Below are 26911 nucleotides of genomic sequence, written 5' to 3' on the forward strand. Positions count from 1 at the left end.
GGCGCGGTCGGCGACCGGCGCGGCGGTCCGACCCGGCCGGGAGGCCCGTCCCGCGCGGTCCGGCCGGCTCAGCGGACGACGTGCCCGGTGGCGCGCAGCGCGTCCTTGACGTCGCCGACGGTCATCTCGCCACGGTGGAAGACGCTCGCCGCGAGGACCGCGTCGGCTCCCGCGTCGATGGCCGGTGCGAAGTGCTCGACGCGTCCCGCGCCTCCCGAGGCGATGACCGGCACCGAGGACACCGCGCGGACCGCGGTGACGAGCTCGAGGTCGAACCCGTTCTTCGTGCCGTCCGCGTCGATCGAGTTGACGAGGAGCTCGCCCGCGCCGCGCTCGACCGCGTCGCGCGCCCAGGCGATCGCGTCGATGTCGGTGTCGGTGCGGCCGCCGTGGGTCGTGACGACGAAGCCCGAGGTGGTGCGGGCGGAGCGCTTTACGTCGAGCGAGAGCACGACCGCCTGCGAGCCGAACCGGTCGGCGATCTCGGTGACGAGCTCGGGCCGGGCGATCGCGGCGCTGTTCACGCCGATCTTGTCCGCACCGCACTGCTGCAGCCGCGAGACGTCGTCGACGCTCCGGACACCACCCCCGACGGTGAGCGGGATGAACACCTGCTCGGCGGTGCGGGTGACGGTGTCCCACATCGTCGCGCGGTTCTCGACCGTCGCCCCGACGTCCAGGAAGGTCAGTTCGTCCGCGCCCTGCTCGTAGTAGCGGGCGGCCAGCTCGACCGGGTCGCCGGCGTCCTGCAGGTCGAGGAAGTTGACGCCCTTTACGACGCGGCCACCGGACACGTCCAGGCACGGGATGACACGGACGGACACGCCGCCGATGGCGGTCGCGACGGGCGCGTCGGTCACAGGCGTGCGGCGTGGATGGGGCTGACGAGGATGGCCCGCGCGCCGAGGTCGTAGAGCGCGTCCATGATGAGGTTCGCGTCCTCGCGCGGGATCATCACCCGGACCGCGGACCAGTCGCGGTCGTGCAGCGGTGAGACGGTCGGTGACTCGATGCCCGAGGCGATCGCCGTCGCTCGTTCGAGCAGCTCGGACGGGATGTCGTAGTCGAGCATGACGTACCCGCGGGCGACCAGCACGCCCTGCAGGCGGCGGCGGAGGACGTCGATCCCGGCGATGGTCTCGTCCGTGGTGATGAGGACCGCGGTGGACTCGAGGATGACCGGGCCGAAGATCTCGAGGCCCGCGGCGCGGAGCGTGCTGCCGGTGGACACGACGTCCGCGACCGCGTCGGCGACACCGAGGCGGACCGCGCTCTCCACGGCGCCGTCGAGCTTCACGAGCGTCGCGGTCACGCCGTGCCGCGCGAGGAACTCGCCGACGAGTCCGGGGTAGCTCGTCGCGACCCGGACGCCCTCGAGGTCCTGCAGCGTGGCGTAGCGACCGGGGGCCCCGGCGAACCGGAAGGTGGAGTCGGCGAACCCGAGCGCGTCGACCTCGTGCGCGGCCGAGCCGGAGTCGAGCAGCAGGTCACGGCCGGTGACGCCGACGTCGAGCGCGCCCGAGCCGACGTAGGTCGCGATGTCGCGCGGCCGCAGGAAGAAGAACTCCACCCCGTTGCGCTCGTCGAGCAGGTGCAGCGCCTTCGGGTCACGGCGACCGGCGTACCCGGCCTCCCTGAGCATCTCGGAGGCGGTCTCGGACAGGGAGCCCTTGTTGGGCACGGCGATGCGGAGCATCAGGGGTCTGCTTCCTGGAGGAGGGTCGGTGACGGGTCTGCGGTGCGCTGGACCAGCGCTCCCTACAGATGTCGCCAGACGTCCGCCGGGGTGAGGCCCTTCGCGACCATGAGCACCTGCAGGTGGTACACGAGCTGCGAGATCTCCTCCGAGGTGCGCTCGTCGCCCTCGTACTCGGCCGCCATCCAGACCTCGGCGGCCTCTTCCACGATCTTCTTGCCGATCTGGTGCACGCCGGCATCCAGTTCGGCGACGGTGCCGGAGCCCTCGGGGCGCGTCCGCGCCTTCTCGGTCAGCTCCGCGAACAGGTCGTCGAACGTCTTCACGATCCCAGGCTACCGGTCCGCGAGGGCACGCTGCGCCGCCGCCCGGAGATCGGCGATGCGCGCTGCCGGCTCCCCGCCGTACACCGCGGAGCCGGCGACCAGGGTGTCGGCACCGCTCCGCACGGCCTGGGGCACGGTGTCGACCGCGATGCCGCCGTCGACCTCGAGCCAGACGTCGAGCCCCGACGCGTCGACCGCCGCGCGGGCGTCGGCGAGCTTCGGCATCACCTCGGGCATGAACGACTGCCCGCCGAACCCCGGCTCGACGGTCATGAGCAGGACCATGTCGTAGGCGTCGAGGTGGTGCAGCACCTGGGTCACCGGCGTGCCGGGCTTCAGGGCGACGGCGGCACGGGCCCCGTTCGACCGGATCGCCGCGGCGGTGGCCACGGGGTCGGTCGCCGCCTCGAAGTGGAACGTCACGCTGGCCGCGCCGGTCTCGGCGTACTTCGGTGCCTCGGTGTCGGCGTCGGTGATCATGAGGTGGACGTCGAGCGGGACCGGCGAGACCTGCTGCAGGCGCTGCACGATCGGCAGCCCGAGCGTCAGGTTCGGCACGAAGTGGTTGTCCATGACGTCGACGTGCACCATGTCGGCGGTGTCGATGCGCTGGAGCTCGCGCTCGAGGTTCGCGAAGTCGGCGGACAGGATGCTCGGCGAGATGCGGATCGTCACCCGTCGAGCCTACCGGCCGCGGTTCAGGCCGTTCGGCGCACGAGTGCGATGAACATCGCGTCGGTGCCGATGCGGTGCGGCCAGAGCTGCACCGTCCGGCCGTCCGCGACCCGGGGGTCACGAGCGGCCACCGACCGGACCACGGACGCCGTGTCGAGCTGCTCGAGCTCGTGCCCGTGGCGGCGCATCAGGGCGTCGACCTGTCCGCGGGTCTCCGCCAGGTGCGGCGAGCACGTCACGTAGGCGAGCGTGCCGCCCGGTGCGAGGACCCGGACCGCGGCCTCGAGCAGTTCCTCCTGCAGGACGGCCAGCTCGGCGACGTCCTCGGGCTGCTTCCGCCAGCGGGCCTCCGGACGACGGCGCAGCGCACCGAGCCCGGTGCACGGCGCGTCGAGCAGGATGCGGTCGAACCGCACGCCGGAGCCGTCCTGTCCGAAGCGACGGCCGTCGCCCTCGACCACCGTGACGGTGTCGCGGAAGTCGCGGAGGGCCTCCCGGACGAGTCCCACCCGGGCCGGGACGAGCTCGTTCGCGACGAGGGTCGCCCCGGCCTGCGCGGCCTCGGCCGCCAGGAGCGCCGCCTTGCCGCCGGGACCGGCGCAGAGGTCGAGCCACCGCTCGCCGGGCCGGACCTCGGAGGACCGGGAGAGCGCGAGGGCGGCGAGCTGCGAGCCCTCGTCCTGCACGCGGAGGCGCCCGGCCGCGACGCCGGGGACGCGTGCCGGGTCGCCGGCGACCCCGCGGATGCCGACCGGTGAGACGGGCAGGTCGGGCGCGACCGGTGCGGTCGCGGGCGCGGTGTCGCCACCGGCGGTGTCGGCGGCGGCGGCGTCGCCGCCGACAGCACGGTCGCCGGTCGTGTCGTCGTCGACGGGACCGACGGGAGGCTCGTCACCGGAGGCGTCGCCGTCACCCGTGGCGCGCGCGGTCGCCTGCTCGACGTCCTCCGCGGTGGCGACGCCGGGCAGTGCCGCGAGCTGGACCCGGGGCGCCTCGTTGTCGGCCGCCAGGAGTGCGACGAGTTCGTCGCGGGAGCGCTCGGCGGCGAGGGCGTCACGGAACGCCGACACGACCCAGACCGGGTGCGACCACCGCGTCGCGAGCAGTGCCTCGCCACCGAGGCCCGCCGTCACCAGGGCGTCCCACTCCTCCGGGGTCTTCGCGGCGACCTTCCGCATCACGGCGTTGACGAAGCCGGTCGCCCGGGCGACCCCGACCTCTCGGGCGAGTTCGACCGTGGCGGACACGGCCGCGTGGGTCGGTGTCCGCATGGCGAGCAGCTGGTGGACGCCGAGGCGCATCACGTCGAGCACGTCGGCCTCGACGAGGTCCGCGCGACGTCCGGAGGCCAGGGCGACGACGGCGTCGTACCGGCCGATCATCCGGATGGTGCCGTAGGTCAGCTCGGTCGCGAAGCCGGCGTCGCGGGCGCTCAACCCGGCGCGGCGGATGCGGGTCGGCAGCAGGAGGTTCGCGTAGGCGTCGTCGACCTGCACGGCACGGAGCACGTCGAACGCGACCCGGCGGGCGCTGACCTGGCGGGCTGCCTGGGGACGACCGCCGGTCCGACGACCGCCGACACCGGGTCCGCCGCTGCGCCGGCCCTCGTCGCCGCTCCCCTGTCGGCCCCGCGGCCGTTCCTGTCCCGCGCTCATGCGAGCACCTTCCCGTCGAGCGGACCGAGCCCGCGGGCCCAGGCCGCGGCGTCCATCGCCTTCTTGCCGGCCGGCTGCACCTCGCGCAGCACGAGCGGCTCGTCCGCCGTGCCGACCAGCAGCACACCGTCCACCAGTCGGAGCGCACCGGGGGCGGGACGCGGGGCGGCCTCCCCCGCGCCTCCCGGTCCGACCCGGCCCGCCCGGAGCAGCTTGACCCGGGTCTCGCCGAGCAGCGCGAACGCGCCGGGCTCGGGGGTGACCCCGCGGAGTCGTGCGTGCACGACGGCGGCGGGGGCGGCGAAGTCGGTGCGGCCGTCCTCGAGCGTCAGCTTCGGCGCCGTCGTCGGCTCGCCGACCTGGTCGGCGGCGACCGCGGTCCCGGCGGCGAGGTCGTCGACGACCCGGACGACGAGCTCCGCGCCGCGCTCGGCCATCGCGCTGAGGACGTCGCCCGACGTCGCCTCGGGATCGATCGTGAACGGCTCGGTCGCGAAGACCGGGCCGGCGTCCAGGGCCTCGACGAGCTGGAACACCGTCGCCGCGGTGGTCGTCTCACCGGCCATCACGGCGCGCTGCACCGGGGCGGCGCCGCGGTACGCCGGGAGGTCCGAGAAGTGCAGGTTCACCCATCCGAGCCGCGGGGCGTCGAGGGCCGGACGGCGGAGCAGCGCCCCGTACGCGACGATCACGCCGAGGTCGACGTCCAGGTCCGCGATCCGGGCGGTCACCTCGTCGTCCACGCGGGCGGCCTCGATCACCGGGAGCCCGAGCTCCGACGCGACCTGCGCGACCGGCGTGGGGGTGAGCACGCGCTTCCGTCCCTGCGGCGTCGGCGGCCGGGTGAGCACCGCCGCGATCTCGTGGTCGGACGCCGCCAGAGCGCGGAGGGTGGGGACCGCGGCAGCGGGGCTGCCGGCGACGACGAGACGCATCGGACCAGTCTCCCACGAGACCCGGACGGGACGGGCGGCCGAGGTCGCGCTCGGTCCGCGCCGGGACTGGGTGTGTGCGGAGGCGGTCCTGCCTACGGTCGCTGGCACCTCGACGGAAGGACCACCATGACCAGCGACGCACTGCCCCTGCCCGACTTCGACCACCTCCCGCTCGGCAACCTCGCCGAACACGTCCGCCCGCTCGACCGCGACCAACTGCAGACCCTGCTCGACCACGAACGGGGCCACGGCGATCGACTGCCGGTCGTGCAGGTGCTGACCTCCCGCATCGCAGCCCTCGACGCCGGCGCCGAGCCGACCGGGACGGTCCCCGAGCACCTGCCCGAGGTCCAGCAGGGCACCGCCTCGCCCGCCGTCACGCCCGCGACCTCCGGCCCGGTGGTCAACCCGCCGTCGCACGGCGACCCGACCAACCCCGCCCAGCCGCGCTGAGCCCGGCAGCCGGAGGTCCCGTCGGCCGCTCCGTCCCCGGGACGAGGGTCCGCGGCACCTCCGGACGTCCCCGTCGTCGCACGGGTACGGTCACAGGCAATCCGCTGAAAGGAACGACCATGTCAGACCGACTGTCCACCCCCGCTCCCACCAGCTTCGCCGAGACGCCCGTCCAGAAGGGCGCCCTCGTCGTCGGGATCGTCTTCCTGCTCGTCGGCCTCGCCGGCTTCGTCCCCGGCCTCACGACCGGTGACCTGGGCGGCGCCGGCAACGACTCCATGGGCATGCTGCTCGGCATCTTCCAGGTGTCGGTGCTGCACAACATCGTCCACCTGCTGTTCGGTGTCGTCGGGGTCCTCGCAGCACGTCGTGCCAGCGGGTCCCGGTTCTACCTGGTGATCGGCGGCGTCGTGTACTTCGTCCTCTGGATCTACGGCCTCTTCACCGCGAACAGCGACAGCGCGGCGAACTTCGTGCCGCTCAACTCGGCCGACAACTGGCTGCACCTCGTCCTCGCGATCGGCATGGTCGCGCTCGGCGTCGTGCTGTCCCGCGGCCGTCGCGCACCGGTCGGTGCGGAGCGCACTGCTCGCTGATCCGCGTCGGTGACGGACGGGAGGCCCGTGGCGGGATCGCCACGGGCCTCCCGTCCGTCCGGGCGGCACAGCGCGGGGGCGCGTACAGCGCGGGGCCCGTGGAGCGCCGGGCGCGTACAGCGCGGGGCCCGTGCAGCGCGGGTCAGACCTCGGAGAAGGGTTCGGCGTCGTCCATCCGGACCCGGAGCGCCGGGGCCGCCCGCCGCTTCGTGCCACCGGCGACGACCCGTCGCGTCGAGGAGCGCCGGATCACCTCCGCCTTGAGCGTCGCCGCGACCTCGGCGCCGTGTCCATACGGGAACCGCACGATCGCGCGGACCGTGCCCGGCGTCGGGTCCTCCACCGGGACGGGCCCGAGGACGGGCCCCACCGGAGCGTCGCCGAGTGCCTCGACCGCGCCGGTGACGGCCTCGTCGGTGCCGGTGAGGGTCGCGACCCGGACGGCCGGCGGGAAGAACAGCTCGCGGCGGTCGGTCAACTCGTCGTGCGCAGGCAGGTCGAGCCGCCAGAGTGCCATCGCGTTCGCGAGCTTCCCGCCGATCCCGACCAGGTAGACCGGAGCACCGGGCGCGCCCTTGGCCGCGGCGTTCGCCCACACGCGCAGGACGTCCTCCTGCACCCGGAGCCCCTCCCGCGCCAGCATCCGCTCGCCGTCGAGGAGCAGGACGCACGCGTACCCGCCGGCGACGTCCGGCTCGGCTCCGCGGGTCGCGACGACGACCGCGGGACGCGCCGGGACCTCGTCGATCGGGCGGGACCCGTCGGCGACGACGATGCGGGTGTTCGGGAAGGCCCGGCCGAGTTCGTCGGCGGTGCGCTGTGCCCCCTGGCCGACCGGCTTGAGCGTGCCGTTGCCGCACGTCGGGCAGCGGTAGCCGGCGGCGAGGGCACCGCAGAACCGGCACTGCGGGGTCGATCCCGCGTGTGGACTGCCGAGCGGGCCGCCGCAGACCCGGCAGTGCGCGCGCTCCCCGCACTCGGAGCAGACCAGTCCCGTCCCGAACCCAGGGTTCGACACCTGGACGAGGACCGGACCCTCACGACTCGCCTCGCGGGCGGCCCGCCACGCGCTGCTCGGGATCCGGGCCTGCGCGGCGTACCCGTCGGCGTTCGTCTGGTGCGCCGTCGGCACGACCTTCGGCACCCGGACCCGGTGCGGAGCGAGCTCCTGCAACCAGCCGAGCTCGACGAGCCGCTGCACGTCGGTGCTCCGGGCGTGCGAGAGCATGAGCAGCGCCGCGCCCGACTGCGCGGTCCGCACGAGGGCGACGTCCCGGGTGTGCACGTACGGTGCACGCTGCTCGGCGAAAGACGGGTCGCCGTCGTCCCACAGCGCGATGAGCCCGAGGTCGGCGGCCGGGGCGTACACGGCGGCCCGGCTGCCGATCGCCACCACGGGGTGGGTCCGGGCGGTCAGGAGCGCGCGGGCCCGCTGCCCGTTCGTCTGCTTGGCGTCGAAGCGGACGACCCGCTCCGGCGGCACGAGGACGTGCAGCGCACGCTCGAGGTCGGCGACGTCCCGGAAGTCGGGGACGGCAAGCACGGCGGAGCGCTCGCCCGCCAGGGTGTGCGCCGCGGCCTGGGCCAGGGTGGCGGCCCAGCCCGGCACCCAGACGCCGTCGGGCGCGTCTGCGGCGACCGGCTGCGGACCGCCGTCGCCGGGAGCAGGGCCGTCCGCTGTCGGGTCGGCGTCAGCGCCGGCGTCAGCGTCAGCGTCAGCGTCGACGTCTGGCTCCGTCGCGGGCGTCGGTGCCGGTGCCGGTGCCGGTGCCGGTGCCGCGAGCAGCACCGGGTGCGGGACGGCACTGACCGCCGCACGGCCACCGGCGTCGATGACGGCCTCGAGCGCGCCGTCCGCGTACCCGGTGACCGGGACCGCCTCGACCGCCGGCGGTACGTGCTCCGGGTCCCGCTCGAGCCAGGCCTTCTCGGGCCGGACCTGCCGGGTCGGCACCGCGAGCCGCAGCACGTCACTCGCGACCCCGGCGGCACGGTCGGCCACGGCCCGCGCGAGTCGCCAGACCTCGGGCGCGAGCACCGGCACCGGGCTCACGAGTTCCTCGATGACGCTGAGTTCCCCCGGGAAGTCGTGTTCCGGGGACAGGGCGTCGTCCGACACGACCTCGACCACGTAGGCGTCGGTCATGCGCGCACCGGAGCGCAGCGGCACCTTCACGCGGACCCCCGGCACGCAGTCGTCCTCGAACTCGGTCGGCACCCGGTAGTCGAACAGACGGTCGAGCTGCGGGAGCGGCGAGTCGAGGACGACGCGCGCGACGGTGGCCACGGAGGGCCTCAGGCGGTGGCGGGGACGAGTCCTGCCGCGGTGCGGAGCTCCTCGACGCGGTCGAGCTGCTCCCAGGTGAAGCCGGGCAGGTCGCGACCGAAGTGCCCGTAGGTCGCCGTCTGCGCGTACTTCGGCGTGAGCAGGTCGAGGTCGCGGATGATCGCGGCCGGTCGGAGGTCGAACACCTCGGTGATCGCGGCTTCGATCGTGGCGTCGTCGACGTGGCCGGTGCCGAAGGACTCGACGTACAGACCGACCGGCTTGGCGCGACCGATCGCGTAGGCGACCTGCACCTCGAGCCGGTCGGCGAGTCCCGCCGCGACGGCGTTCTTGGCGACCCAGCGCAGGGCGTACGCCGCCGAGCGGTCCACCTTCGAGGGGTCCTTGCCGCTGAACGCGCCACCGCCGTGCCGCGATGCCCCACCGTAGGTGTCGACGATCACCTTGCGCCCGGTCAGGCCCGCGTCGCCCTGGGGCCCGCCGATCTCGAACCGACCGGTCGGGTTCACGATGACGTCCACACGGGACGAGTCGAGGTCCACCAGGTCGAGGACCGGACGGATGACGTGCTCGGTGATGTCGGCCGTCAGCTGCTCGAGCGTGACGCTCGGCGCGTGCTGCGTCGACAGCACCACGGTCTCGACGGTCTTCGGCGTGACGCCGTCGTACCCGACCGTGACCTGGGTCTTGCCGTCCGGGCGCAGGTACGTCAGCTCACCGGACTTGCGGACCGCTGCGAGCTTCTCCGCCAGACGGTGTGCGAGCCAGATGGCGACGGGCATGTACTCGGGCGTCTCGTTCGTCGCGAAGCCGAACATGATGCCCTGGTCGCCCGCGCCCTGGCGGTCGAGCGGGTCGACCCCGGCACCCGATCGGGTGTCGAGCGACTCGTCGACGCCCTGCGCGATGTCGGGCGACTGCGCACCGATCGAGATCTCGACGCCGCAGGTACGGCCGTCGAAGCTCACGTCGGAGGAGTCGTAACCGATGCCCGTGATGACGTCACGGACCAGCTGCGGGATCTCGACGTAGCCGGAGGTGGTGACCTCGCCGGCGACGTGCACGAGCCCGGTCGTCACCATCGTCTCGACGGCGACCCGGGCGTGCGGGTCGACCGTGAGGAGGGCGTCCAGGATGGCGTCCGAGATCTGGTCGCAGATCTTGTCGGGGTGGCCTTCTGTCACCGATTCCGACGTGAAGAGACGGAGTGCGCTCGTCACCGGGATCAGACGGTGGGCTGCTGCTGCTTGGTGACGGTCAGCTTGTCCTCGTTGATCTCGTGGAGCGCGACCGAGAGCGGCTTGTCGTCGATCGTCGAGTCGACGAGCGGGCCGACGTTGTCGAAGAGCGAGCCCTCGTGCAGGTCGGCGTAGTAGTCGTTGATCTGGCGGGCGCGCTTGGAGGCGAAGATCACGAGCGCGTACTTCGACTCGACCTTGCTGAGCAGGTCGTCGATGGGCGGGTCGATGATGCCCTGGGGGTTGGCCATGGGGTTGCTCCTCGTCGTCGGTGCACCCGTCAGGGCGCAGAGAACAAGTCTACGACCTCGCGTGCCGCCGTGCTGACATCCGAGTTCACGATCCGCACGTCGAACTCGTCCTGCGCGGCGAGCTCCACCTTCGCGGTCTCGAGCCGCCGGGCCTGCTCCTCGGCGGACTCGGTGCCGCGGCCGATGAGCCGGCGGACGAGTTCGTCCCAGGTCGGCGGCAGCAGGAACACGAGCACCGCCTCGGGCATGGCGTCCCGCACCTGCCGGGCACCCTGCAGGTCGATCTCGAGCATGACCTTCTCGCCGGCGTCGAGCGCACGGTCGATCGGCGGCCGCGGGGTGCCGTACCGGTACGAGTTGTGCACGGTGGCGTACTCGAGCAGTTCGCGGTCGCGGATCATCCGGTCGAACTCGGCGTCGTCGACGAAGTAGTAGTGCACGCCGTCGACCTCGCCCGGGCGGGGCTTGCGGGTCGTCGCGGACACGCTGAGGTTCACCTCGGGGTACTGCTCGCGGATGTGCGCGCTGACGGTGCCCTTCCCGACCGCGGTCGGCCCCGCGAGCACGACGAGCTTCGAGGCCCCCCGCTTGCGCCCACGTGCCGCCAACCAGTCCGCGAGCTCGGTGCGCTGTCGACTGCCGAGGCCGCCCAGGCGCTTGGACGGCGCGATGCGGAGGGCGCCCATCACGGCCTCGGCCCGGGCCGGACCGACACCGGGCAGGCTCGTGAGGAGGTCCCGCACCCGGAGCGACCGCTCGGCGGCGGTCGCCGCGACGACCGACTCGTCCTCCGACCACGCGGCCTTGGCGACCTCGAGCGGCGACCGCTCCCCCGACGCCACCGCGGCCTTGACGGCGGCACGTGCTCGTCGTGCGGCGACGGCGGCCTTCGCGGCCGCGACACGGTCGACCTCCGGCGGGTTCCGGTGCGCGGGGAGCTCGGCGCGGTCATCCGTGGACGAGTCGGGCGCTGCCCCGGTCTGCTCGGTCACGCGGCCACCGCCAGGGCGTGCGCGATCCGTTCCGCACGGTCCGCCACCAGGCCGGCGACGGCGTCCGGACCGTCGACGAGCAGGCCGCGCGACTCGTTCACCAGGACCTGCTCGGCACGGCTGCCGTACAGCCCGCGGAGGTCCTCGATGCGTGCGCCCTGCGCGCCGAACCCGGGCGCGAGCACCGGCGCCGCGCCGATGTCGTCGGCGGTGATGCCGAAGTCGTCGAGGTCGAGCGTCGCGCCGAGCACGAGCCCGACGTCCCCCAGGGCCTGGTCGGCCGTCGTCCGGTTCTCGTCTGCCACGTCCACGACGATACCGGCCGCCACGGTCCGACCGGCACGTGGCCCCTCGGCCACCACCGCCGTCTGGAGCACGCGTGCCTCCGGGTTGCTCGTCGCGGCGAGCACGAACACACCCGCTCCGTGCGCACGGGCGACGCGGATCGTCCCGGCGAGCGAGGCGTACCCCAGGTACGGCGACACGGTCATCGCGTCCGCCGCGAACGGCCCGTCGCGGTCCAGCCAGGCGAGCGCGTAGTCGTCCCCGGTGGACCCGATGTCGCCGCGCTTCACGTCGGCCACGACCAGGAGGCCCGCGTCCCGCGCCCGACGGATCGTCGCCTCGAGCGCCCGGAACCCGGCCGCCCCGGCGGCCTCGAAGAACGCGACCTGCGGCTTCACGACGGCCGCACGGCCCGCGGCCGCGTCGACGAGGGTGGCGCCGAACGCCGTGAGGCCCTCCTCGTCGCGGCCGAGCCCCCACGCCGCCAGCGTGGCGGCGTGGGGGTCGATCCCGACGCACAGGGCCGAGCGCGCGTCGATGGCGGCCGCGAGCCGGACGCCGAACGGCGTCACCACCCGGCCCGCTCGAGCGCGTAGTCCTGCAGGCTGCGGACGCTGTGCGGCGTCCCGATCGTCTCGATCGCCGCGACCGCCGCGCCGAGCTGCGAGATCGTCGTGAACAGCGGCTTGTCGGCCGCCACGGTGGCCGCACGGATCTCGTACCCGTCCGCACGACCCGAGGCACCGCTCGGCGTGTTGATGACGATGTCGACCTCGTTGCGGGCGAGCAGGTCGACGACGCTCTCCTGCCCCTGGCTGTACTTGCCGACCGTGCCGACCAGGATGCCGTTGCGGCGGAGCACCTCGGCGGTGCCCTCGGTCGCGATGATCCGGAACCCGAGCTGCTGCAGGCGGTGCACCGGCAGGACGATGGCGCGCTTGTCCGTGTCGGCGACGCTCACGAAGACCGTGCCGCTGGTCGGGAGCCCGCCGTACGCGGCCTCCTGGCTCTTCAGGAACGCCCGCGGGAAGTCGCGGTCGATGCCCATGACCTCGCCGGTCGAGCGCATCTCCGGGCTGAGCACGGAGTCGACGACCTGCCCGTCGGCGGTGCGGAAGCGGCGGAACGGGAGCACGGCCTCCTTGACGGCGACCGGCGCCTGCGCCGGGACGAACGCGCCGTCGCGGGCGGGCAGCATCCCCTCGTCGACCAACCCGTCGATCGTCGAGCCGGTCATGATACGCGCGGCGGCCTTCGCCAGGGCGATGCCCAGTGCCTTCGACACGAACGGCACCGTGCGGCTGGCACGCGGGTTCGCCTCGAGGACGTAGAGCACGCCCGCACCGATCGCGAACTGCACGTTGAGCAGACCGCGGACTCCGACGCCCCGCGCGATCTCCTCGGTCGCGTCCACGACGGCCTGGATCTCGGCGCGACCGAGGCCGACCGGGGGCAGGGTGCAGGACGAGTCACCGGAGTGGATCCCGGCCTCCTCGATGTGCTCCATGATGCCGCCGACGTACAGCCGCTCGCCGTCGTACAGCGCGTCGATGTCGATCTCCACCGCGTCGTCGAGGAAGCGGTCCACCAGCAGCGGCAGGTCGGGGCCGATGATCGCCTGGTCGGCCATCCGGTCGAAGTAGTCGGCGAGGGCGGCGGAGTCGTAGACGATCTCCATGCCGCGCCCACCGAGCACGAAGGACGGGCGGACGAGCACCGGGTAGCCGATGCCCTCGGCGACGGTGGTCGCGCTCGCCAGGTCGTGGGCGGTGCCGTTCTTCGGGGCGAGGAGGCCGGCGTCGTCGAGGATGCGGGAGAAGGCCCCGCGCTCCTCGGCGAGGTCGATGGCGTCCGGGCTCGTGCCGAGGATCGGGATGCCCGCGGCCTCGAGCGGCTTCGCCAGGCCCAGCGCGGTCTGCCCGCCGAGCTGCACGACGACGCCCACCACCTGCCCGGACGCCTGCTCGGCCTCGATGACCTCGAGGACGTCCTCGGCCGTGAGCGGCTCGAAGTACAGGCGGTCCGAGGTGTCGTAGTCGGTCGAGACCGTCTCCGGGTTGCAGTTCACCATGATCGTCTCGAACCCGGCGTCGCTCAGCGCGAAGGACGCGTGCACGCAGGAGTAGTCGAACTCGACGCCCTGGCCGATGCGGTTCGGGCCGGAGCCGAGGATGACGACCTTCTTGCGGTCGCTCGGGGCGACCTCGGTCTCGGTGTCGTAGGACGAGTAGTGGTACGGCGTCAGGGCGGGGAACTCGCCCGCGCAGGTGTCGACGGTCTTGAACACCGGCCGGATGCCGAGCGCGTGCCGCTGGTCGCGGGCCTCCTGCTCGGTGATGCCCCGGAGCGCGGCGATCTGCACGTCGCTGAACCCGTGCTCCTTCGCCCAGCGGACCGTGTCGGCGTCGAGCGTCGCGGCGTCCCGGACCTCGGCCGCGACCTCGTTGATGAGGACGATCTGGTCGATGAACCAGGGGTCGATGCCGGTGGCGTCGAAGACCTCCGCCGTGGTGGCGCCGGCGACGAGGGCCTGCTGGACCGTGACGATCCGGCCGTCCGTCGGGATGCGCGACTTCTCGAGCAGGGCGGCCTTGTCGAGCTGGTCCGCCGGGACGTCCCAGTGGAAGCTCGACCCGCGCTTCTCGAGCGACCGGAGCGACTTCTGCAGCGCGGTGGCGTAGTTGCGGCCGATGGCCATCGCCTCGCCGACGCTCTTCATCGTCGTGGTGAGCGTCGCGTCGGCGGCGGGGAACTTCTCGAACGCGAAGCGCGGGGTCTTCACGACGACGTAGTCCAGCGTCGGCTCGAAGCTCGCCGGGGTGACCTGCGTGATGTCGTTCTGGATCTCGTCGAGCCGGTACCCGATGGCGAGCTTCGCGGCGATCTTGGCGATCGGGAAGCCCGTCGCCTTCGACGCGAGGGCCGACGAGCGGGAGACGCGCGGGTTCATCTCGATGACGATCACGCGACCGTTCGAGGGGTCGACCGCGAACTGGATGTTGCAGCCCCCGGTGTCGACGCCCACCCGACGGATGATGTCGATGCCGATGTTCCGCATGTTCTGGTACTCGCGGTCGGTCAGCGTGAGCGCGGGGGCGACCGTGATCGAGTCACCGGTGTGCACGCCCACCGGGTCGACGTTCTCGATCGAGCAGATGACGACCGTGTTGTCGGCGTTGTCCCGCATCAGCTCGAGCTCGTACTCCTTCCAGCCGAGGATCGACTCCTCGAGCAGGACCTCCGTCGTCGGGGACGACTGCAGGCCGTCGCCGACGAAGCGGACGAGCTCCTCCTCGTTGTAGGCGAAGCCCGAGCCGAGCCCGCCCATCGTGAAGGAGGGCCGGACCACGAGCGGGTAGCCGAGGTCCTGCGCGAACTCCTTCGCCTCCTCGAGCGTGTGCGCGATGTGGCTGCGGGCGACGTCCGCGCCCGACTCGAGGACGAGCTCCTTGAAGAGCTGTCGGTCCTCACCGCGCTGGATGGCGTCGACCTTCGCGCCGATGAGCTCGACGCCGTGCTTCTCGAGGATGCCGGCCTCGTCGAGCGCGATCGCGGCGTTCAGGGCGGTCTGCCCGCCGAGCGTCGGCAGGACCGCGTCGGGCTGCTCGATGCGGATGATCTCCTCGAGCGAGGCGTTCGTGATCGGCTCGATGTACGTCGCGTCGGCGAAGTCCGGGTCGGTCATGATCGTCGCCGGGTTCGGGTTCACGAGGATGACCCGGACGCCCTCGGCGCGCAGGACGCGGCACGCCTGGGTGCCGGAGTAGTCGAACTCGGCGGCCTGCCCGATGACGATCGGACCGGAGCCGATGACCAGGACGGAGCTGATGTCGGAGCGCTTGGGCATCAGTTGCCCTCCTTCGTGGTGTCGGCGGTCGTGACGTCGGCGGCGGGGGTGGTCGCGTCGGCGGTGGCCGCGTCGAGCGGCTCCCCCTGTCGTCGGGCGAGGACCATGTCCCGGAAGCGGTCGAACAGGTACATGCTGTCGTGCGGTCCGGCGGCCGCCTCGGGGTGGTACTGCACGCTGAACGCGGGGATGTCGAGCGCGCGGAGGCCCTCGACGACGTTGTCGTTCAGCGAGTAGTGCGACACCTCGACCCGGCCGAAACCGACCGGCGACTCGAGGGTCTCCCCGACCGGTGCGTCGACCGCGAAGCCGTGGTTCTGACTCGTGATCTCCACCTTGCCCGTCGTGGTGTCGAGCACCGGCTGGTTGATCCCGCGGTGGCCGAACGGCAGCTTGTAGGTGCCGAAGCCGAGCGCGCGGCCGAGCAGCTGGTTGCCGAAGCAGATGCCGAAGAACGGTCGGCCGTCGCGCAGGCTGTCCTGCAGGAGCGACACCTGGGCGTCGGAGGCGGCCGGGTCGCCGGGGCCGTTCGAGTAGAACAGCGCGTCGGGGTCGAGCTCGCGGAGCCGCTCGACGGTGACGTCCTGCGGCAGCACGTGCACCTCGAAGCCGCGCTCGGACAGGTACCGCGTGGTGGACGCCTTGACGCCGAGGTCGAGGACGGCCAGCGTGCCGATCCGCTCCCCGACCGGCGCGACCACGTACTCCTCGGCCGTGGAGACCTCGGCGGACAGGTTCCTGCCCGTCATGCCGGTCTGCTCGGTGACGATCCGGAGCTGCTCGTCGGCGTCGAGCGTCGCGTCGGCCCCGCTGAAGACACCGCCCTTCATCGCGCCGGCGTCGCGGATGCGCCGGGTCAGGGCCCGGGTGTCGATCCCGGAGATGCCGACGATGCCGTCGCGCACGAGGTGCTCGTCGAGCGAGGCGTTGGCCCGGTGGTTCGACACCACCCGGCTGGGGTCGCGCACGACGTACCCGGCGACCCAGATGCGCCGGGACTCGGGGTCCTCGTCGTTCACCCCCGTGTTGCCGATGTGCGGTGCCGTCTGCACCACGATCTGGCCCGCGTACGACGGGTCGGTGAGCGTCTCCTGGTAGCCGGTCATGCCGGTCGCGAAGACCACCTCGCCGAGCGTGCGCCCGCGGGCGCCGTAGGCCCAGCCGTCGTACCGGGTGCCGTCCTCGAGGACCAGTACGGCCCGTTCGCGTGTCATCAGTTCGTCCCTTCGCCCGCGGTGTGCGGGGAGTCGTTCGTCGTCGCCGGTCCCTGCAGCGCGCGGAGCGCGTCCGCGTCGCCCTGGGGGAACCGGAAGTAGGTGTCGAGGTCCGTCGCAGCTGCGGCGCCGGTCGCCGTCCATCGCAGTCGGACCAGTCCCCCGGGCTCGACCACCCGGTCGATGGCCCACGTGGCCCGGTCGGCACCGCGCACCGCGCTCCGGGCGATCCAGCGGTCGTCCGTGCCGGCGTGGTGCAGCACGACGCCGGACCGGTGGACCGTCACACCGCCGCGGCCGCGGAACCCGAGGCCGCCGGCCGTGATGCGTTCGAGCGGCTCGTCGGCGCGGGTCGTCGCGACGGTGAACCCGTCCCACGACCCGACCACGGGCCCGGGGTCCGCTGGGACCGGGACGGGAGGCACGGCCTCCGCCTGCCGTCGGCTGCGCGTCCGCCACGTGCGGGCCATCGCGACGAACAGCGCCGCCACCGCGAGCAGGATCACCCCGCCGAGCAGCCAGCGCGCCGTGTCACCGCTCATGCGGTCGCCGCCCGCTCGTGCGCGGCCTGTGCCGCGACCGTCCCGGCGTCGAGCAGTTCCCCGTCGAGGACGGTGGGCATGCCGTGGTGGAACGTGGCGACCACCCGGCCGGGCAGGCGCATGCCGATGTACGGCGAGTTCTGCGACTGTCCGTGCAGGTCGTCGACCGAGAACGTGCGCACGGCGGCCGGGTCGTACAACGTGACCTCGGCCGGTGCCCCCTCGACGATCGCGTGCCCGTGGCCGGCGACCTGGCCGATCCGGGCCGGCGCGCTCGAGAGCACCCGGGCGACGTCGGCCCAGTCGAGGCGACCGTCGGCCACCACGGCGGCGTGCACGACGCTGAGCGCCGACTCGAGCCCGACCATCCCGTTCGCGGCGGCCGGCCACTCGCAGTGCTTCGCCTCGGCCGGGTGCGGCGCGTGGTCGGTGGCGACGATGTCGATCGTGCCGTCGGCGAGGGCTGCGCGGAGCGCGTCGACGTCCTCACGACTGCGGAGGGGCGGGTTGACCTTGTAGCGGGCGTCGTACCCGGGCGCACCGTCGTGGCCCGCGATGAGGTCCTCGGTCAGGACGAGGTGGTGCGGGGTGACCTCCGCCGTCACGTCGATCCCGCGGGACTTGGCCCAACGGATCACCTCGACGCTGCCCGCCGTCGAGACGTGGCAGACGTGCAGCCGGGCACCGACGTGGTCGGCGAGCAGGACGTCGCGCGCGATGATCGACTCCTCGGCCACGGCGGGCCATCCGGCGAGGCCGAGCTCGGAGGACAGCCGGCCCTCGTTCATCTGCGCGCCGATGGTCAGACGGGGTTCCTGGGCGTGCTGCGCGAGCACCCCGCCGAAGCCCTTGATGTACTCGAGCGCGCGCCGCATGAGCAGCGGGTCGGCGACGCACGAGCCGTCGTCGGAGAACACCCGGACGGCCGCGCGCGAGGTCGCCATCGCGCCGATCTCGGACAGGTGCGTGCCCTGCAGACCCTGCGACACGGCGCCGATCGGCCGGACCGTGACGTAGCCGGCGTCGTCCCCGAGCGCCTGCACCTGCTCGACCACCCCGGCGGTGTCGGCGACCGGCGAGGAGTTCGCCATCGCGTTCACCGCGGTGAACCCGCCGGCGGCGGCGGCCCGTGAGCCGGACAGCACGGTCTCGGACTCCTCGTGGCCGGGTTCGCGGAGGTGGGTGTGCAGGTCGACGAGACCGGGCAGGGCGAGCAGCCCCTCAGCGTCGACGACCGTGGCACCGGCCGTGTCGAGACCGGACCCGACCGCGGTGACGAGCCGACCCTCCAGGCGGATGTCGGCCCGGGTGCCGTCGACCAGCTGCGCGCCGCGGATGAGGTGTGCGGTCATGCGACGGTCTCCTTCTGGTGGTCACCGGTGAGGGCGAGGTAGAGCACGGCCATCCGGACCGAGACGCCGTTCGCGACCTGCTCGACCACGGTGGAGCGGGCGTCGTCGGCGGCCACGCCGGCGATCTCGAGCCCGCGGTTCATCGGGCCGGGGTGCATCACGAGCGTGCGCTCGGGCAGCCGGGCGAAGCGCGCGGCGGTGAGCCCGAAGTGGCGGGTGTACTCGCGCGGGTTCGGGAAGAAGGCGTCGTTCATCCGCTCCTGCTGGATGCGCAGGGTCATCACGACGTCCGGGTCCTCGGCCAGTGCGGCGTCGAGGTCGTGCTGGACCGCGGCACCGAAGGGGCGGTCCACCGCGGGCAGCAGCGTCGGCGGCGCGGCGAACGTGACGTGGGCGCCGAGGGTCCGGAGCAGCCAGGCGTTGCTGCGGGCCACGCGGCTGTGCAGGACGTCGCCGACGATGAGCACGCGGACGCCGTCGAGGCCCTGCCCGCGGCTCGCCGTGCCGTGCAGTCGGCGGCGCATCGTGAACGCGTCGAGGAGCGCCTGCGTGGGGTGCTCGTGGGTACCGTCACCGGCGTTCACGACCGGCACGTCGATCCAGTCGGCCTCGGCCAGGACGCGCGGGGCGCCGGACGCCCCGTGGCGGATGACGATGCCGTCGATGCCCATCGCGTCGAGGGTCTGCACGGTGTCCTTGAGCGACTCGCCCTTCGAGACGCTCGAGCCCTTCGCGGCGAAGTTGATGACGTCCGCGGAGAGGCGCTTGGCGGCCGCCTCGAACGAGATCCGCGTGCGGGTCGAGTCCTCGAAGAACAGGTTGACGACCGTCCGGCCGCGCAGTGCCGGCAGCTTCCGGACCTCGCGCGTGTTCACCTCCGCCATCTCCTCGGCGACGTCGAGGATGCGGACGGCTTCCTCCCGCGACAGGTCCGCGGTGGAGAGCAGGTGCCTCATGCCGCACCGCCCTGCTCGATGACGACCTCGTCGACGCCGTCGGTCTCGGTCAGGTGCAGCGAGACCCGCTCGTCGCCCGCGGTCGGCAGGTTCTTGCCGACGTGGTCGGCCCGGATCGGCAGCTCGCGGTGGCCCCGGTCGACGAGGACCGCCAGGCGGACGGCGCGTGGGCGGCCGATGCCCTGCAGGGCGTCGAGCGCCGCGCGGACCGTCCGGCCGGAGTAGAGGACGTCGTCGACGAGGACGACGACCTTGCCGTCGACGCCGCCGGCGGGGATGACCGTCCGGTGCGGGGACCGACCGATGCCCCGACCGAGGTCGTCGCGGTACATCGTCACGTCGAGTGCTCCGACGCGCTCGGTGCCGATGCCGCCGGACGCGGACTCCCACCCGGGCTCGATGTCGGCGAGGACCCGACCCAGGCGCTCGGCGAGGACCGCCCCGCGGGTCGGGATGCCGAGCAGCACGAGGTCCGAGCCGCCGTGGTTGGCCTCGAGGATCTCGTGTGCGATGCGTGTCAGGGCACGCGTGATGTCGGACTGCTGCAGGACCGTTCTGGTGCCCACGCCGACCTCCTTCCTCGTCTCTCTGGACGACCCCCGCCTCACTGGACGGCATCAAAGGATGCTGGTTGCGTTCGAGCCTAGCGGGACTCCCGGTCCTCCGCGACAGTCCGACCGGACGGTCCACGGCCCTCCGCGACGGCGCCGAGGACGCCGTTCACGAAGCCGGCCGAGTCGTCGGTGGACAGCGACTGGGCGAGCTCGACGGCCTCCGCGATCGCCACGGCGTCCGGGACCTCCGGGTTGAACCGGATCTCCCACACGCCCATGCGCAGGATGCAGCGGTCGAGGACCGGCATCCGGGCGATCGCCCAGCCCTGCGCGTGGTCGGAGATGACGCCGTCGATCTCGTACCGGGCCTCGTCGACGCCCGTCACGATCTGCCGCGCGTAGTCCCAGCTGGAGGCGCGCTCCGGCTGGTCGAGGTGGCGGACCGTCTCGGTCGCGAGGACGTCCGCGATCGGCAGCTCGCGCACCTCGGCCACGTACAGCATGTCGAGGGCGCGCTTGCGGGCCTTCGAACGAGCACTCATACGGTCAGCGCCTAGTCGTTGACGCGGCCGAGGTAGTTGCCGTCGCGGGTGTCGACCTTGACCTTGGTGCCGGACTCGAGGAAGAGCGGGACCTGGATCTGGTACCCCGTGACGATCGTCGCCGGCTTCGTGCCGCCGGAGGAGCGGTCGCCCTGCAGGCCCGGCTCGGTCTCGATCGTGGTGACGATCGAGGTCGGGAGCTCGACGTAGAGCGGGTTGCCCTCGTTCATCGCGATGGTGACCTGCGCGGACTCGAGCAGGAAGTTGCGCGCGTCACCGACGACGGCCGCCGGGACGTTGACCTGGTCGTAGGTGTCCTGGTCCATGAAGACGTACGAGTCGCCGTCCTCGTAGAGGTACTGGAAGTCGCGGCGGTCCACCGTGGCGGTCTCGATCTTCGCGCCGGCGTTGAAGGTGCGGTCGACGACCTTGCCGGAGACGACCTGCTTGAGCTTGGTGCGCACGAAGGCGCCGCCCTTGCCCGGCTTCACGTGCTGGAACTCGACGACCGACCAGAGCTGCCCGTCGATGATGAGAACGGCGCCGTTCTTGATGTCAGTGGTACTCGCCATGGGTCTTCCGTTCGATGGTGTTGTGAAGGTGTCCAGGCTCGTGGAGCCCCGGACGAGTGTAGCGGACGGGGCCCGGCGTGCCGGGACCGGACCGACGGCCTACTGCCGTCTCCGCGCCAGCCACGCGTCGACGGCCGCCCACGTGAGCAGCACGACGCAGGTGCCGCCGAGCAACGCCCCGGCCACGAGCGTGCTGATCACGGCCGTCGGCCGGGCCGGCGCGGCCAGGTAGACCACGGCCAGGAGGCCCGCCCCGGCTCCCAGGAGCACGAGCAACACCCGGCGGATCATGCCGGAGACGGTCTGGCGGTCACGCCGGTCGCTGAGCAGCCGGATGTTCACCGACAGCCGCCCCGCCTCGACCGCCTCGGTGATCTTGTCGATGCGGCGCGGCAGCCGCCGCGCCGAGGTCACCAGCCCGAAGAGCTCGCGGACGAGGACGCTCCGCACCGCGGCGGGCCGGAGCTGGTCGCGGATCTGCTCCGCTGCGAGGCCGCGCGACTCCTCGAGCAGGTCGAACGACGGCGCGAGCGTGCGGAGCGTCCCCTCGAAGATCGCCAGCGCGCGGGCGGCCGCCACGAAGTCGGCCGGAGCACGCAGCCGGTAGCGACCGAACACCTCGACCGCGTCGTCCACCGTCTCGACGCCGATCCGCGCGCCCGGACCGAGTTCCTCGGCGACGAACCGCGCCATGTCGCGCCGGAAGTCCGCTTCGTCCTCGGGGTCGCGGACCGGCGCCATCCGGAGGACCGCGTCCGCGATGCGTGAGGTGTCGTCCTGCAGGTAGGCGGCGAGCAGTTCCTGGACCGTGTCCCGGAGACCCGGGTCGAGCCTCCCGACCGATCCGAAGTCGATGAGCGCGGGCCGTCCGTCGGGCAGGAGCAGGACGTTCCCCGGGTGCAGGTCCGCGTGGTAGACGCCGTCGAAGACGACCTGACGGAGGAACGCGCGGAGGACCGAGCGCATCGGCTCGTCGAGGTCGCGGTCCGAGCGCTCGGCTCGGATCGCGCTGAGCGTATCGCCCTCCAGGAACTCCATCACGAGCACGCGTCGCGTGGACAGGTCGCGGTACGGCTCCGGGAACCGCACCTCGTCGGGACGCGCGCTCCGGGCCTGGGCCGCGCGGAGCGACTCGAGGTTCCGCAGCTCCGCGGTGAAGTCGACCTGTCGGACGAGGTCGGCGCCGTACTGCTCGGCCACCTCGACCACGCCGAGCTGCCGCGCCTGCGCGGACGTCCGGGTCAGGAAGCGCACGAGCCGCAGGGCGATGTCGACGTCCCGCCGGACCGCGGCGTCGATGCCCGGCCGCTGCACCTTGACCGCGACCGCGGTGCCGTCGGCGAGCCGTGCGCGGTGCACCTGCGCGATGGAGGCCGCGGCGACGGGCTCCGGGTCGAAGGACGCGAACACCCCGGCCACCGGCGCGCCGAGCTCGGCCTCGAGCAGCGCGGCGACCTCGTCGGGCGCGGCGGGACGCACGCTCCCCTGCAGGAGCGCGAGGCGCTCCGTCCACTCGTCGGGCAGCAGGTCGTCGCGTGTGGACAAGACCTGGCCCATCTTCACGAAGCCACCGCCGGCCTCCTCGAGCGCCAGGCGCAGGTGGTCGGCCTGGTCCCGGCGGAGGTCGGCCGTGGCCGGCTCCCGCGAGAAGTCGAGCCGACGGATCGGCAGGAGCCCGTGGCGCCGTGCGATCCCGAGCACCTCGGCGAACCGACGGGCCCGACCGCGGGCGGTCCCCGCGTCCGGACGCTGCTGGGTGGAGAAGTCGCTGAGACGGGGCGGGTTCGGCACGTCCTCAGTCTGCTCCGTGGGCCTGGGGCGGACCGGGGTGCCGGGACCCGTCGGACCTCAGGCGCCGACCTCCTGGTACGCGGTGAAGAGCAGGTGGTCCTCCGGGCCCTCGAGCGTCACCGGCTTGCCGATCCCGTCGAGGATGATGAACCGGAGCATGCCGGCGCGTGCCTTCTTGTCCCGACGCATGGTCGCGAGGAGGCTCTGCCACCGTCCGAGCGGGTAGGTGGTGGGGAGCGAGAGCGAGTCCAGCACCGCCCGGTGTCGGTCCACGGTGGCGTCGTCCAGGTGCCCGGTCAGGCGTGCGAGTTCGGCGGCGAAGACCATGCCGACGGAGACCGCAGCGCCGTGTCGCCACTGGTACCGCTCGGCGTGCTCGATCGCGTGACCGAGGGTGTGCCCGTAGTTGAGCACCTCGCGACGGCCCTGCTCCGTGAAGTCGTCCGACACGACCTGCGCCTTGAGACCGATCGCGAGTTCGACGACGCGACGGAACTCGGGCGTCGTCGGGTCGGTGACGCGATCGACGTCCGCCTCGATGACGTCGAGGATCTCCGGGACCGCGATGAAGCCGGCCTTGACGATCTCGGCGAAGCCGGCGAGGACTTCGTTCCGCGGCAGGGTCCGGAGGAGGTCCAGGTCGGCGACCACCGCGCGCGGGGCGGCGAAGGCGCCGACGAGGTTCTTGCCCTCGTTCGTGTTGATGCCGGTCTTGCCGCCGACGCTCGCGTCGACCATGCCGAGCACCGTGGTGGGCATCGACAGGTACGGCACGCCGCGCAGCCACGTGGCGGCGACGAACCCGGCGAGGTCGGTGACGGCGCCGCCGCCGAGCCCGATCACGGCGTCGGTGCGGGTGAAGTCGGACTGGCCCATGACCTGCCAGCAGAACGAGGCGACCTCGATCCGCTTCGCGGCCTCGGCGTCGGGGACCTCCGCGATGAGGGCCTCGAGCCCCGCGTCGACGAGCAGCTGCCGGAGGTCCTCGGCCCGGGCCCCGAGTGTCGGTGCGTGCACGATGAGGACCTTGGCGACGCGCGGGCCGAGCAACGCGGGGACGGCCCCGAGCAGGCCGTTCCCGACCGCGACGACGTAGCCGTCGTCGCCGCCGACTCGGATCTCGGTGGTGCCCTCGGGCAGGGTCGACTCGGTCACGGTGCTCCTTCGTCGGAGGTGGTGGGGGTGCTGGGTCGGCCGTCGGTCCGGCCGTCGGTCCGGGCGCTCGCCGGTGCCGTGCGCCGGACCCACGCGACGACGTCCTCCGCCACGCGGGACATCGGCCGCCGCGAGGTGTCGAGCACCAGGTCGGCCAGCCGTTCGTACGTCGGTGCCCGCTCGTCGAGGATCGACTGCCACGCCGTGATGCCGCCGGTCGCGATGAGCGGCCGGTCGCTACCGAGGATCCGGGGCGCGACCGCCTCGGCCGAGACGGTCAACAGGACGACGTGCGCGTCCGCGATCGCCGCGCGCGTGCCCTCGTGCATGACGGCTCCCCCGCCGAGGGACACGACGCCGCCGGTCCCGACCGCTCGTCGGACCGCCTCGGCCTCGAGCTCGCGGAACACCGGCTCGCCGCGCTCGGCGAACAGCCGCGGGATCGGGCCGTGCTCGCGGGCGATCACCCGGTCGGTGTCGGTGAACGGGACGCCGAGTGCCTTGGCCACCCGGCGGCCGACGCTCGACTTCCCCGCGCCCATCGGTCCGATGACGACCACGGGCCGGGGCACGGCCGCGTTCACCGGGCTGGCGTCTGCGCGGTCGGGTCGCTCCGGCGCGTCCGGAGCGTCTCCGGGATCGCGGCGAGGTAGCCCTCGAGGTTCCGCTTCGTCTCGGCCACGCTGTCACCGCCGAACTTCTCGAGCACGGCGTCGGCGAGCACCAGGGCCACCATCGCCTCGGCGACGACACCGGACGCCGGCACCGCGCAGACGTCGGAGCGCTGGTGGTGCGCGCTCGCGTCCTCGCCCGTCGCGACGTCGATGGTCTGCAGCGCGTGCGGGACGGTGGCGATCGGCTTCATCGCCGCACGGACGCGGAGGACCGTACCGGTGGACATGCCGCCCTCGGTGCCGCCCGCTCGATCGCTCGTGCGCACGATCGCACCGTCGGCGCGCTGCAGTTCGTCGTGCGCGGCGGACCCGCGGCGGGCCGCGGTCGCGAAGCCGTCACCGACCTCGACGCCCTTGATCGCCTGGATGCCCATGATCGCCGCTGCCAGGCGCGCGTCGAGTCGACGGTCCCACTGCACGTGCGAGCCGAGTCCCGGCGGGACCCCGTAGAAGAGCACCTCGACCACGCCGCCGAGGGTGTCGCCGTCCTTCTTCGCGGCCTCGACCTCGGTCACCATCCGGGCGGAGGTCGCGGGGTCGGCGCAGCGGAGCTGGTCGTCGTCGAGGCGGTCGACGTCGGCGGGCACGGGCAGTGCGGCGTCCTCCGGCACGCGGACCGTACCGACCTGCAGCGTGTGCGCGACCGAGGTCATCCCGAGTTCGGCGAGGAAGGACTTCGCCACGGCGCCGAGCGCGACCCGGGCCGCGGTCTCACGGGCGGACGCGCGCTCGAGGATCGGTCGGGCCTCGTCGAAGCCGTACTTCTGCATCCCGACCAGGTCCGCGTGCCCGGGGCGCGGGCGCGTCAGCGGGGCACCGCGGCCACGCGAGGCGTCGGTCTGCTCGACGGGCTCGGGGTTCATCACCTCGACCCACTTCGGCCACTCGGTGTTGCCGATGCGGATCGCGATGGGGCTGCCCATCGAGAGACCGTGGCGGACGCCACCGGACAGGTGCAGCTCGTCCTGCTCGAACTTCATGCGGGACCCACGGCCGTAGCCGAGCTTGCGGCGCGCGAGGTCGGCGCGGATGGACTCGTACGACACCGGGACGCCGGCCGGGAGGCCTTCCATCATGGCGATGAGTTCGGGTCCGTGGGACTCTCCAGCGGTCAACCAACGAAGCATGGAGCCATCCTCCCACAGCGCACGGCCGTGCGACGTGCCGTGCGCTGCGGGAGGGACTACTGGTACTCCGGGTGCGCCCGCAGCCAGCTGCGGAAGCGCTCGACCGCGACGAGGTGCTGGTCGTACGTGTCCGAGAACACGGTCTCGCCGGTCTCGAGGTCGACCGTGACGAAGTACAGCCAGTTGCCCGTCGCCTGGTGCACGACCGCGTCGATCGCGATGTCACCGGGGTTCGAGATCGGGGCCGGCGGCAGTCCGTCGTGCTGGTAGGTGTTGTACTCGTTCGACGCGTCCGCCCGCTCGGCGTCCGTGGTCGTCACGGTGTGCGTGTTCCCGGTGCCGTAGGCGACGGTCGCGTCGGACTGCAGCCGCATGCCGTCGTCCAGCCGGTTCTGGAACACCCGCGCCACCTTCGGGTAGTCGGCGGCGAGACCGGCCTCCTTCTGCACGAGCGAGGCGAACACCACGACGCGCTCCTGGTCGGCCTCGGCGACGCCGGCCTTCTCGAGCCGCTGCTTCATCGTGTCGACCATGGCCTGGAAGTACTGCTTCGCGGTCCAGTCGGGCTTGATCGGGTAGGTCGCCGGGAACAGCCAGCCCTCGAGGGTCGTGACGCCCGCGGGGAGACCGTACGCCGAGACGTCCTCCGCCGCGGCGGCGACCTCGGCCTTGCTCAGGCCGGCCTTCGAGACCATGCCGGCCTCGATGTCCTGCAGGGCCGTCCCCTCCGGGATGACGAGTGACGGGTCCTCGACGCGGTTCGCCTTGTCCTGCAGCGCCGAGAGCGCGGCCTTCGAGCTCATCTGCTTCTTGAGCGCGTAGGAGCCCGGCTGGAACTGGACCTCGGGCGACGCGAGCAGCAGTTCGTAGAACGCGCTCGAGGTCTTCACCACGCCGCTGCGTTGCAACGTGGCGGCGACGTCCTCGCCGATGTCGCCCTCCTTGATCGTGATGGTCACCTTCGAGGTGCCGTCACCGGTGTAGTCGTCGGTCTCCTTCGCGCCAGAGATCGCGCTCATCACCGCCTTCACCTTCGGTGCGGCGAACGCGTAGGCACCGCCGGCGGCGGCGAGCACCAGCGCGACGATGACGACCCCCGCGATGAGCGGACCCTTGCGACGGGCGGGACGGTCGTCCCGCGGCGGACGGGAGGCTCCCCCGCGCCCGCCCCGTCGGCCGCCGTCGCGGGAGCTGGC

General features: G+C 72.9%; 26 protein-coding genes. 2 read left to right on the forward strand and 24 right to left on the reverse strand.

Going from position 1 to position 26911, the window contains the following annotated elements; genetic code table 11:
- Nucleotides 1–68 precede the first annotated feature (68 nt).
- The 6 genes from hisF to fmt all read right to left on the reverse strand — a co-directional run bounded on the left by hisF (nucleotide 69) and on the right by fmt (nucleotide 5287).
- Nucleotides 69–860 carry an imidazole glycerol phosphate synthase subunit HisF gene (hisF, locus tag DEI95_RS14180; protein WP_258367617.1) on the reverse strand — a complete coding sequence of 264 codons (792 nt, stop codon included), beginning with the start codon at nucleotides 858–860 and terminating at the stop codon, nucleotides 69–71.
- Complete coding sequence (hisG, locus tag DEI95_RS14185; protein WP_110910820.1) at nucleotides 857–1696, reverse strand: ATP phosphoribosyltransferase; 840 nt, start codon at nucleotides 1694–1696, stop codon at nucleotides 857–859. The genes hisF and hisG overlap by 4 nt, the downstream gene beginning before the upstream one ends.
- Nucleotides 1697–1758: 62 nt before the next feature.
- Nucleotides 1759–2022: a phosphoribosyl-ATP diphosphatase gene (locus DEI95_RS14190; protein WP_058742152.1), complete on the reverse strand. Its 264-nt coding sequence runs from the start codon at nucleotides 2020–2022 to the stop codon at nucleotides 1759–1761.
- Nucleotides 2023–2031: 9 nt separating this feature from the next.
- The gene (gene rpe / locus DEI95_RS14195) at nucleotides 2032–2697 is read right to left on the reverse strand and encodes a ribulose-phosphate 3-epimerase (RefSeq protein ID WP_110825054.1); all 666 of its coding nucleotides are present in this window, start codon (nucleotides 2695–2697) and stop codon (nucleotides 2032–2034) included.
- Between the two features lie 23 nt (nucleotides 2698–2720).
- Nucleotides 2721–4352 carry an RsmB/NOP family class I SAM-dependent RNA methyltransferase gene (locus DEI95_RS14200; RefSeq protein WP_111060645.1) on the reverse strand — a complete coding sequence of 544 codons (1632 nt, stop codon included), beginning with the start codon at nucleotides 4350–4352 and terminating at the stop codon, nucleotides 2721–2723.
- Nucleotides 4349–5287, reverse strand: a complete 939-nt coding sequence (fmt, locus tag DEI95_RS14205) for a methionyl-tRNA formyltransferase (RefSeq protein WP_110825056.1) — start codon at nucleotides 5285–5287, stop codon at nucleotides 4349–4351. The genes DEI95_RS14200 and fmt overlap by 4 nt, the downstream gene beginning before the upstream one ends.
- A 126-nt stretch (nucleotides 5288–5413) precedes the next feature.
- Here fmt and DEI95_RS14210 point away from each other — a divergent pair, with 126 nt between their 5' ends.
- A complete protein-coding gene (locus DEI95_RS14210) occupies nucleotides 5414–5740 on the forward strand; it encodes a hypothetical protein (protein ID WP_110825057.1) in 327 nt (108 codons plus the stop codon).
- A 119-nt stretch (nucleotides 5741–5859) separates the two neighbouring features.
- Nucleotides 5860–6336, forward strand: a complete 477-nt coding sequence (locus DEI95_RS14215; RefSeq protein WP_110825058.1) for a DUF4383 domain-containing protein — start codon at nucleotides 5860–5862, stop codon at nucleotides 6334–6336.
- 142 nt (nucleotides 6337–6478) lie between these two features.
- Here the strand turns inward: DEI95_RS14215 and DEI95_RS14220 are convergent, their stop codons facing one another.
- From DEI95_RS14220 to mltG, 18 genes are all read right to left on the reverse strand, one after another.
- Nucleotides 6479–8623, reverse strand: a complete 2145-nt coding sequence (locus DEI95_RS14220; protein WP_111060646.1) for a primosomal protein N' — start codon at nucleotides 8621–8623, stop codon at nucleotides 6479–6481.
- A gap of 8 nt (nucleotides 8624–8631) precedes the next feature.
- Nucleotides 8632–9843: a methionine adenosyltransferase gene (gene metK / locus DEI95_RS14225; protein WP_110900186.1), complete on the reverse strand. Its 1212-nt coding sequence runs from the start codon at nucleotides 9841–9843 to the stop codon at nucleotides 8632–8634.
- 5 nt (nucleotides 9844–9848) lie between these two features.
- The gene (rpoZ, locus tag DEI95_RS14230) at nucleotides 9849–10112 is read right to left on the reverse strand and encodes a DNA-directed RNA polymerase subunit omega (protein WP_110825061.1); all 264 of its coding nucleotides are present in this window, start codon (nucleotides 10110–10112) and stop codon (nucleotides 9849–9851) included.
- Between the two features lie 29 nt (nucleotides 10113–10141).
- Entirely contained in the window at nucleotides 10142–11104 is a 963-nt protein-coding gene (gene gmk / locus DEI95_RS14235) for a guanylate kinase (RefSeq protein WP_111060647.1), read from the reverse strand.
- Nucleotides 11101–11961, reverse strand: coding sequence for an orotidine-5'-phosphate decarboxylase (gene pyrF, locus DEI95_RS14240; protein ID WP_111060655.1), 861 nt, complete (start codon nucleotides 11959–11961; stop codon nucleotides 11101–11103). The genes gmk and pyrF overlap by 4 nt, the downstream gene beginning before the upstream one ends.
- A complete protein-coding gene (gene carB, locus DEI95_RS14245; RefSeq protein WP_110910814.1) occupies nucleotides 11958–15236 on the reverse strand; it encodes a carbamoyl-phosphate synthase large subunit in 3279 nt (1092 codons plus the stop codon). Before carB ends, pyrF begins: the two co-directional genes overlap by 4 nt.
- Nucleotides 15236–16450 (reverse strand): glutamine-hydrolyzing carbamoyl-phosphate synthase small subunit, encoded by a 1215-nt coding sequence (gene carA / locus DEI95_RS14250; protein WP_111060648.1) that lies wholly within the window; start codon nucleotides 16448–16450, stop codon nucleotides 15236–15238. Before carA ends, carB begins: the two co-directional genes overlap by 1 nt.
- A complete protein-coding gene (locus DEI95_RS14255) occupies nucleotides 16450–16992 on the reverse strand; it encodes a hypothetical protein (protein ID WP_110890805.1) in 543 nt (180 codons plus the stop codon). Before DEI95_RS14255 ends, carA begins: the two co-directional genes overlap by 1 nt.
- Nucleotides 16989–18344 carry a dihydroorotase gene (locus tag DEI95_RS14260; RefSeq protein ID WP_111060649.1) on the reverse strand — a complete coding sequence of 452 codons (1356 nt, stop codon included), beginning with the start codon at nucleotides 18342–18344 and terminating at the stop codon, nucleotides 16989–16991. Before DEI95_RS14260 ends, DEI95_RS14255 begins: the two co-directional genes overlap by 4 nt.
- Entirely contained in the window at nucleotides 18341–19300 is a 960-nt protein-coding gene (locus DEI95_RS14265; RefSeq protein ID WP_110825067.1) for an aspartate carbamoyltransferase catalytic subunit, read from the reverse strand. The genes DEI95_RS14260 and DEI95_RS14265 overlap by 4 nt, the downstream gene beginning before the upstream one ends.
- Nucleotides 19297–19866, reverse strand: a complete 570-nt coding sequence (gene pyrR, locus DEI95_RS14270) for a bifunctional pyr operon transcriptional regulator/uracil phosphoribosyltransferase PyrR (RefSeq protein WP_111060650.1) — start codon at nucleotides 19864–19866, stop codon at nucleotides 19297–19299. The genes DEI95_RS14265 and pyrR overlap by 4 nt, the downstream gene beginning before the upstream one ends.
- Nucleotides 19867–19943: 77 nt before the next feature.
- On the reverse strand, nucleotides 19944–20396 hold the full coding sequence (gene nusB / locus DEI95_RS14275; protein WP_110825069.1) for a transcription antitermination factor NusB: 453 nt from the start codon (nucleotides 20394–20396) through the stop codon (nucleotides 19944–19946).
- Nucleotides 20397–20407: 11 nt separating this feature from the next.
- Complete coding sequence (gene efp, locus DEI95_RS14280) at nucleotides 20408–20968, reverse strand: elongation factor P (protein ID WP_110825070.1); 561 nt, start codon at nucleotides 20966–20968, stop codon at nucleotides 20408–20410.
- A gap of 99 nt (nucleotides 20969–21067) precedes the next feature.
- Complete coding sequence (locus tag DEI95_RS14285) at nucleotides 21068–22759, reverse strand: AarF/ABC1/UbiB kinase family protein (RefSeq protein ID WP_111060651.1); 1692 nt, start codon at nucleotides 22757–22759, stop codon at nucleotides 21068–21070.
- Between the two features lie 57 nt (nucleotides 22760–22816).
- Nucleotides 22817–23914, reverse strand: a complete 1098-nt coding sequence (gene aroB, locus DEI95_RS14290; RefSeq protein WP_375232115.1) for a 3-dehydroquinate synthase — start codon at nucleotides 23912–23914, stop codon at nucleotides 22817–22819.
- The gene (locus tag DEI95_RS14295) at nucleotides 23911–24456 is read right to left on the reverse strand and encodes a shikimate kinase (RefSeq protein ID WP_111060656.1); all 546 of its coding nucleotides are present in this window, start codon (nucleotides 24454–24456) and stop codon (nucleotides 23911–23913) included. Before DEI95_RS14295 ends, aroB begins: the two co-directional genes overlap by 4 nt.
- 38 nt (nucleotides 24457–24494) lie before the next feature.
- Entirely contained in the window at nucleotides 24495–25715 is a 1221-nt protein-coding gene (gene aroC / locus DEI95_RS14300) for a chorismate synthase (RefSeq protein WP_111060652.1), read from the reverse strand.
- A gap of 56 nt (nucleotides 25716–25771) precedes the next feature.
- Nucleotides 25772–26911: endolytic transglycosylase MltG (gene mltG, locus DEI95_RS14305; RefSeq protein ID WP_111060653.1), on the reverse strand; the 1140-nt coding region annotated here is incomplete at its 5' end.

This window comes from Curtobacterium sp. MCBD17_008 (assembly GCF_003234475.1).
Classification (GTDB): domain Bacteria; phylum Actinomycetota; class Actinomycetes; order Actinomycetales; family Microbacteriaceae; genus Curtobacterium.

Excerpts from the sequence above, each read along its gene's own strand:
- carB (WP_110910814.1), bottom strand. The coding sequence starts at position 15,236 with ATGCCCAAGCGCTCCGACATCAGCTCCGTCCTGGTCATCGGCTCCGGT.
- rpoZ (WP_110825061.1), bottom strand. The coding sequence starts at position 10,112 with ATGGCCAACCCCCAGGGCATCATCGACCCGCCCATCGACGACCTGCTC.
- DEI95_RS14210 (WP_110825057.1), top strand. The coding sequence starts at position 5,414 with ATGACCAGCGACGCACTGCCCCTGCCCGACTTCGACCACCTCCCGCTC.
- DEI95_RS14295 (WP_111060656.1), bottom strand. The coding sequence starts at position 24,456 with ATGGGCGCGGGGAAGTCGAGCGTCGGCCGCCGGGTGGCCAAGGCACTC.
- DEI95_RS14255 (WP_110890805.1), bottom strand. The coding sequence starts at position 16,992 with ATGAGCGGTGACACGGCGCGCTGGCTGCTCGGCGGGGTGATCCTGCTC.
- fmt (WP_110825056.1), bottom strand. The coding sequence starts at position 5,287 with ATGCGTCTCGTCGTCGCCGGCAGCCCCGCTGCCGCGGTCCCCACCCTC.
- DEI95_RS14260 (WP_111060649.1), bottom strand. The coding sequence starts at position 18,344 with ATGACCGCACACCTCATCCGCGGCGCGCAGCTGGTCGACGGCACCCGG.
- efp (WP_110825070.1), bottom strand. The coding sequence starts at position 20,968 with ATGGCGAGTACCACTGACATCAAGAACGGCGCCGTTCTCATCATCGAC.
- DEI95_RS14215 (WP_110825058.1), top strand. The coding sequence starts at position 5,860 with ATGTCAGACCGACTGTCCACCCCCGCTCCCACCAGCTTCGCCGAGACG.
- aroC (WP_111060652.1), bottom strand. The coding sequence starts at position 25,715 with ATGCTTCGTTGGTTGACCGCTGGAGAGTCCCACGGACCCGAACTCATC.
- hisG (WP_110910820.1), bottom strand. The coding sequence starts at position 1,696 with ATGCTCCGCATCGCCGTGCCCAACAAGGGCTCCCTGTCCGAGACCGCC.
- carA (WP_111060648.1), bottom strand. The coding sequence starts at position 16,450 with ATGACACGCGAACGGGCCGTACTGGTCCTCGAGGACGGCACCCGGTAC.
- nusB (WP_110825069.1), bottom strand. The coding sequence starts at position 20,396 with ATGAGTGCTCGTTCGAAGGCCCGCAAGCGCGCCCTCGACATGCTGTAC.
- DEI95_RS14200 (WP_111060645.1), bottom strand. The coding sequence starts at position 4,352 with ATGAGCGCGGGACAGGAACGGCCGCGGGGCCGACAGGGGAGCGGCGAC.
- DEI95_RS14265 (WP_110825067.1), bottom strand. The coding sequence starts at position 19,300 with ATGAGGCACCTGCTCTCCACCGCGGACCTGTCGCGGGAGGAAGCCGTC.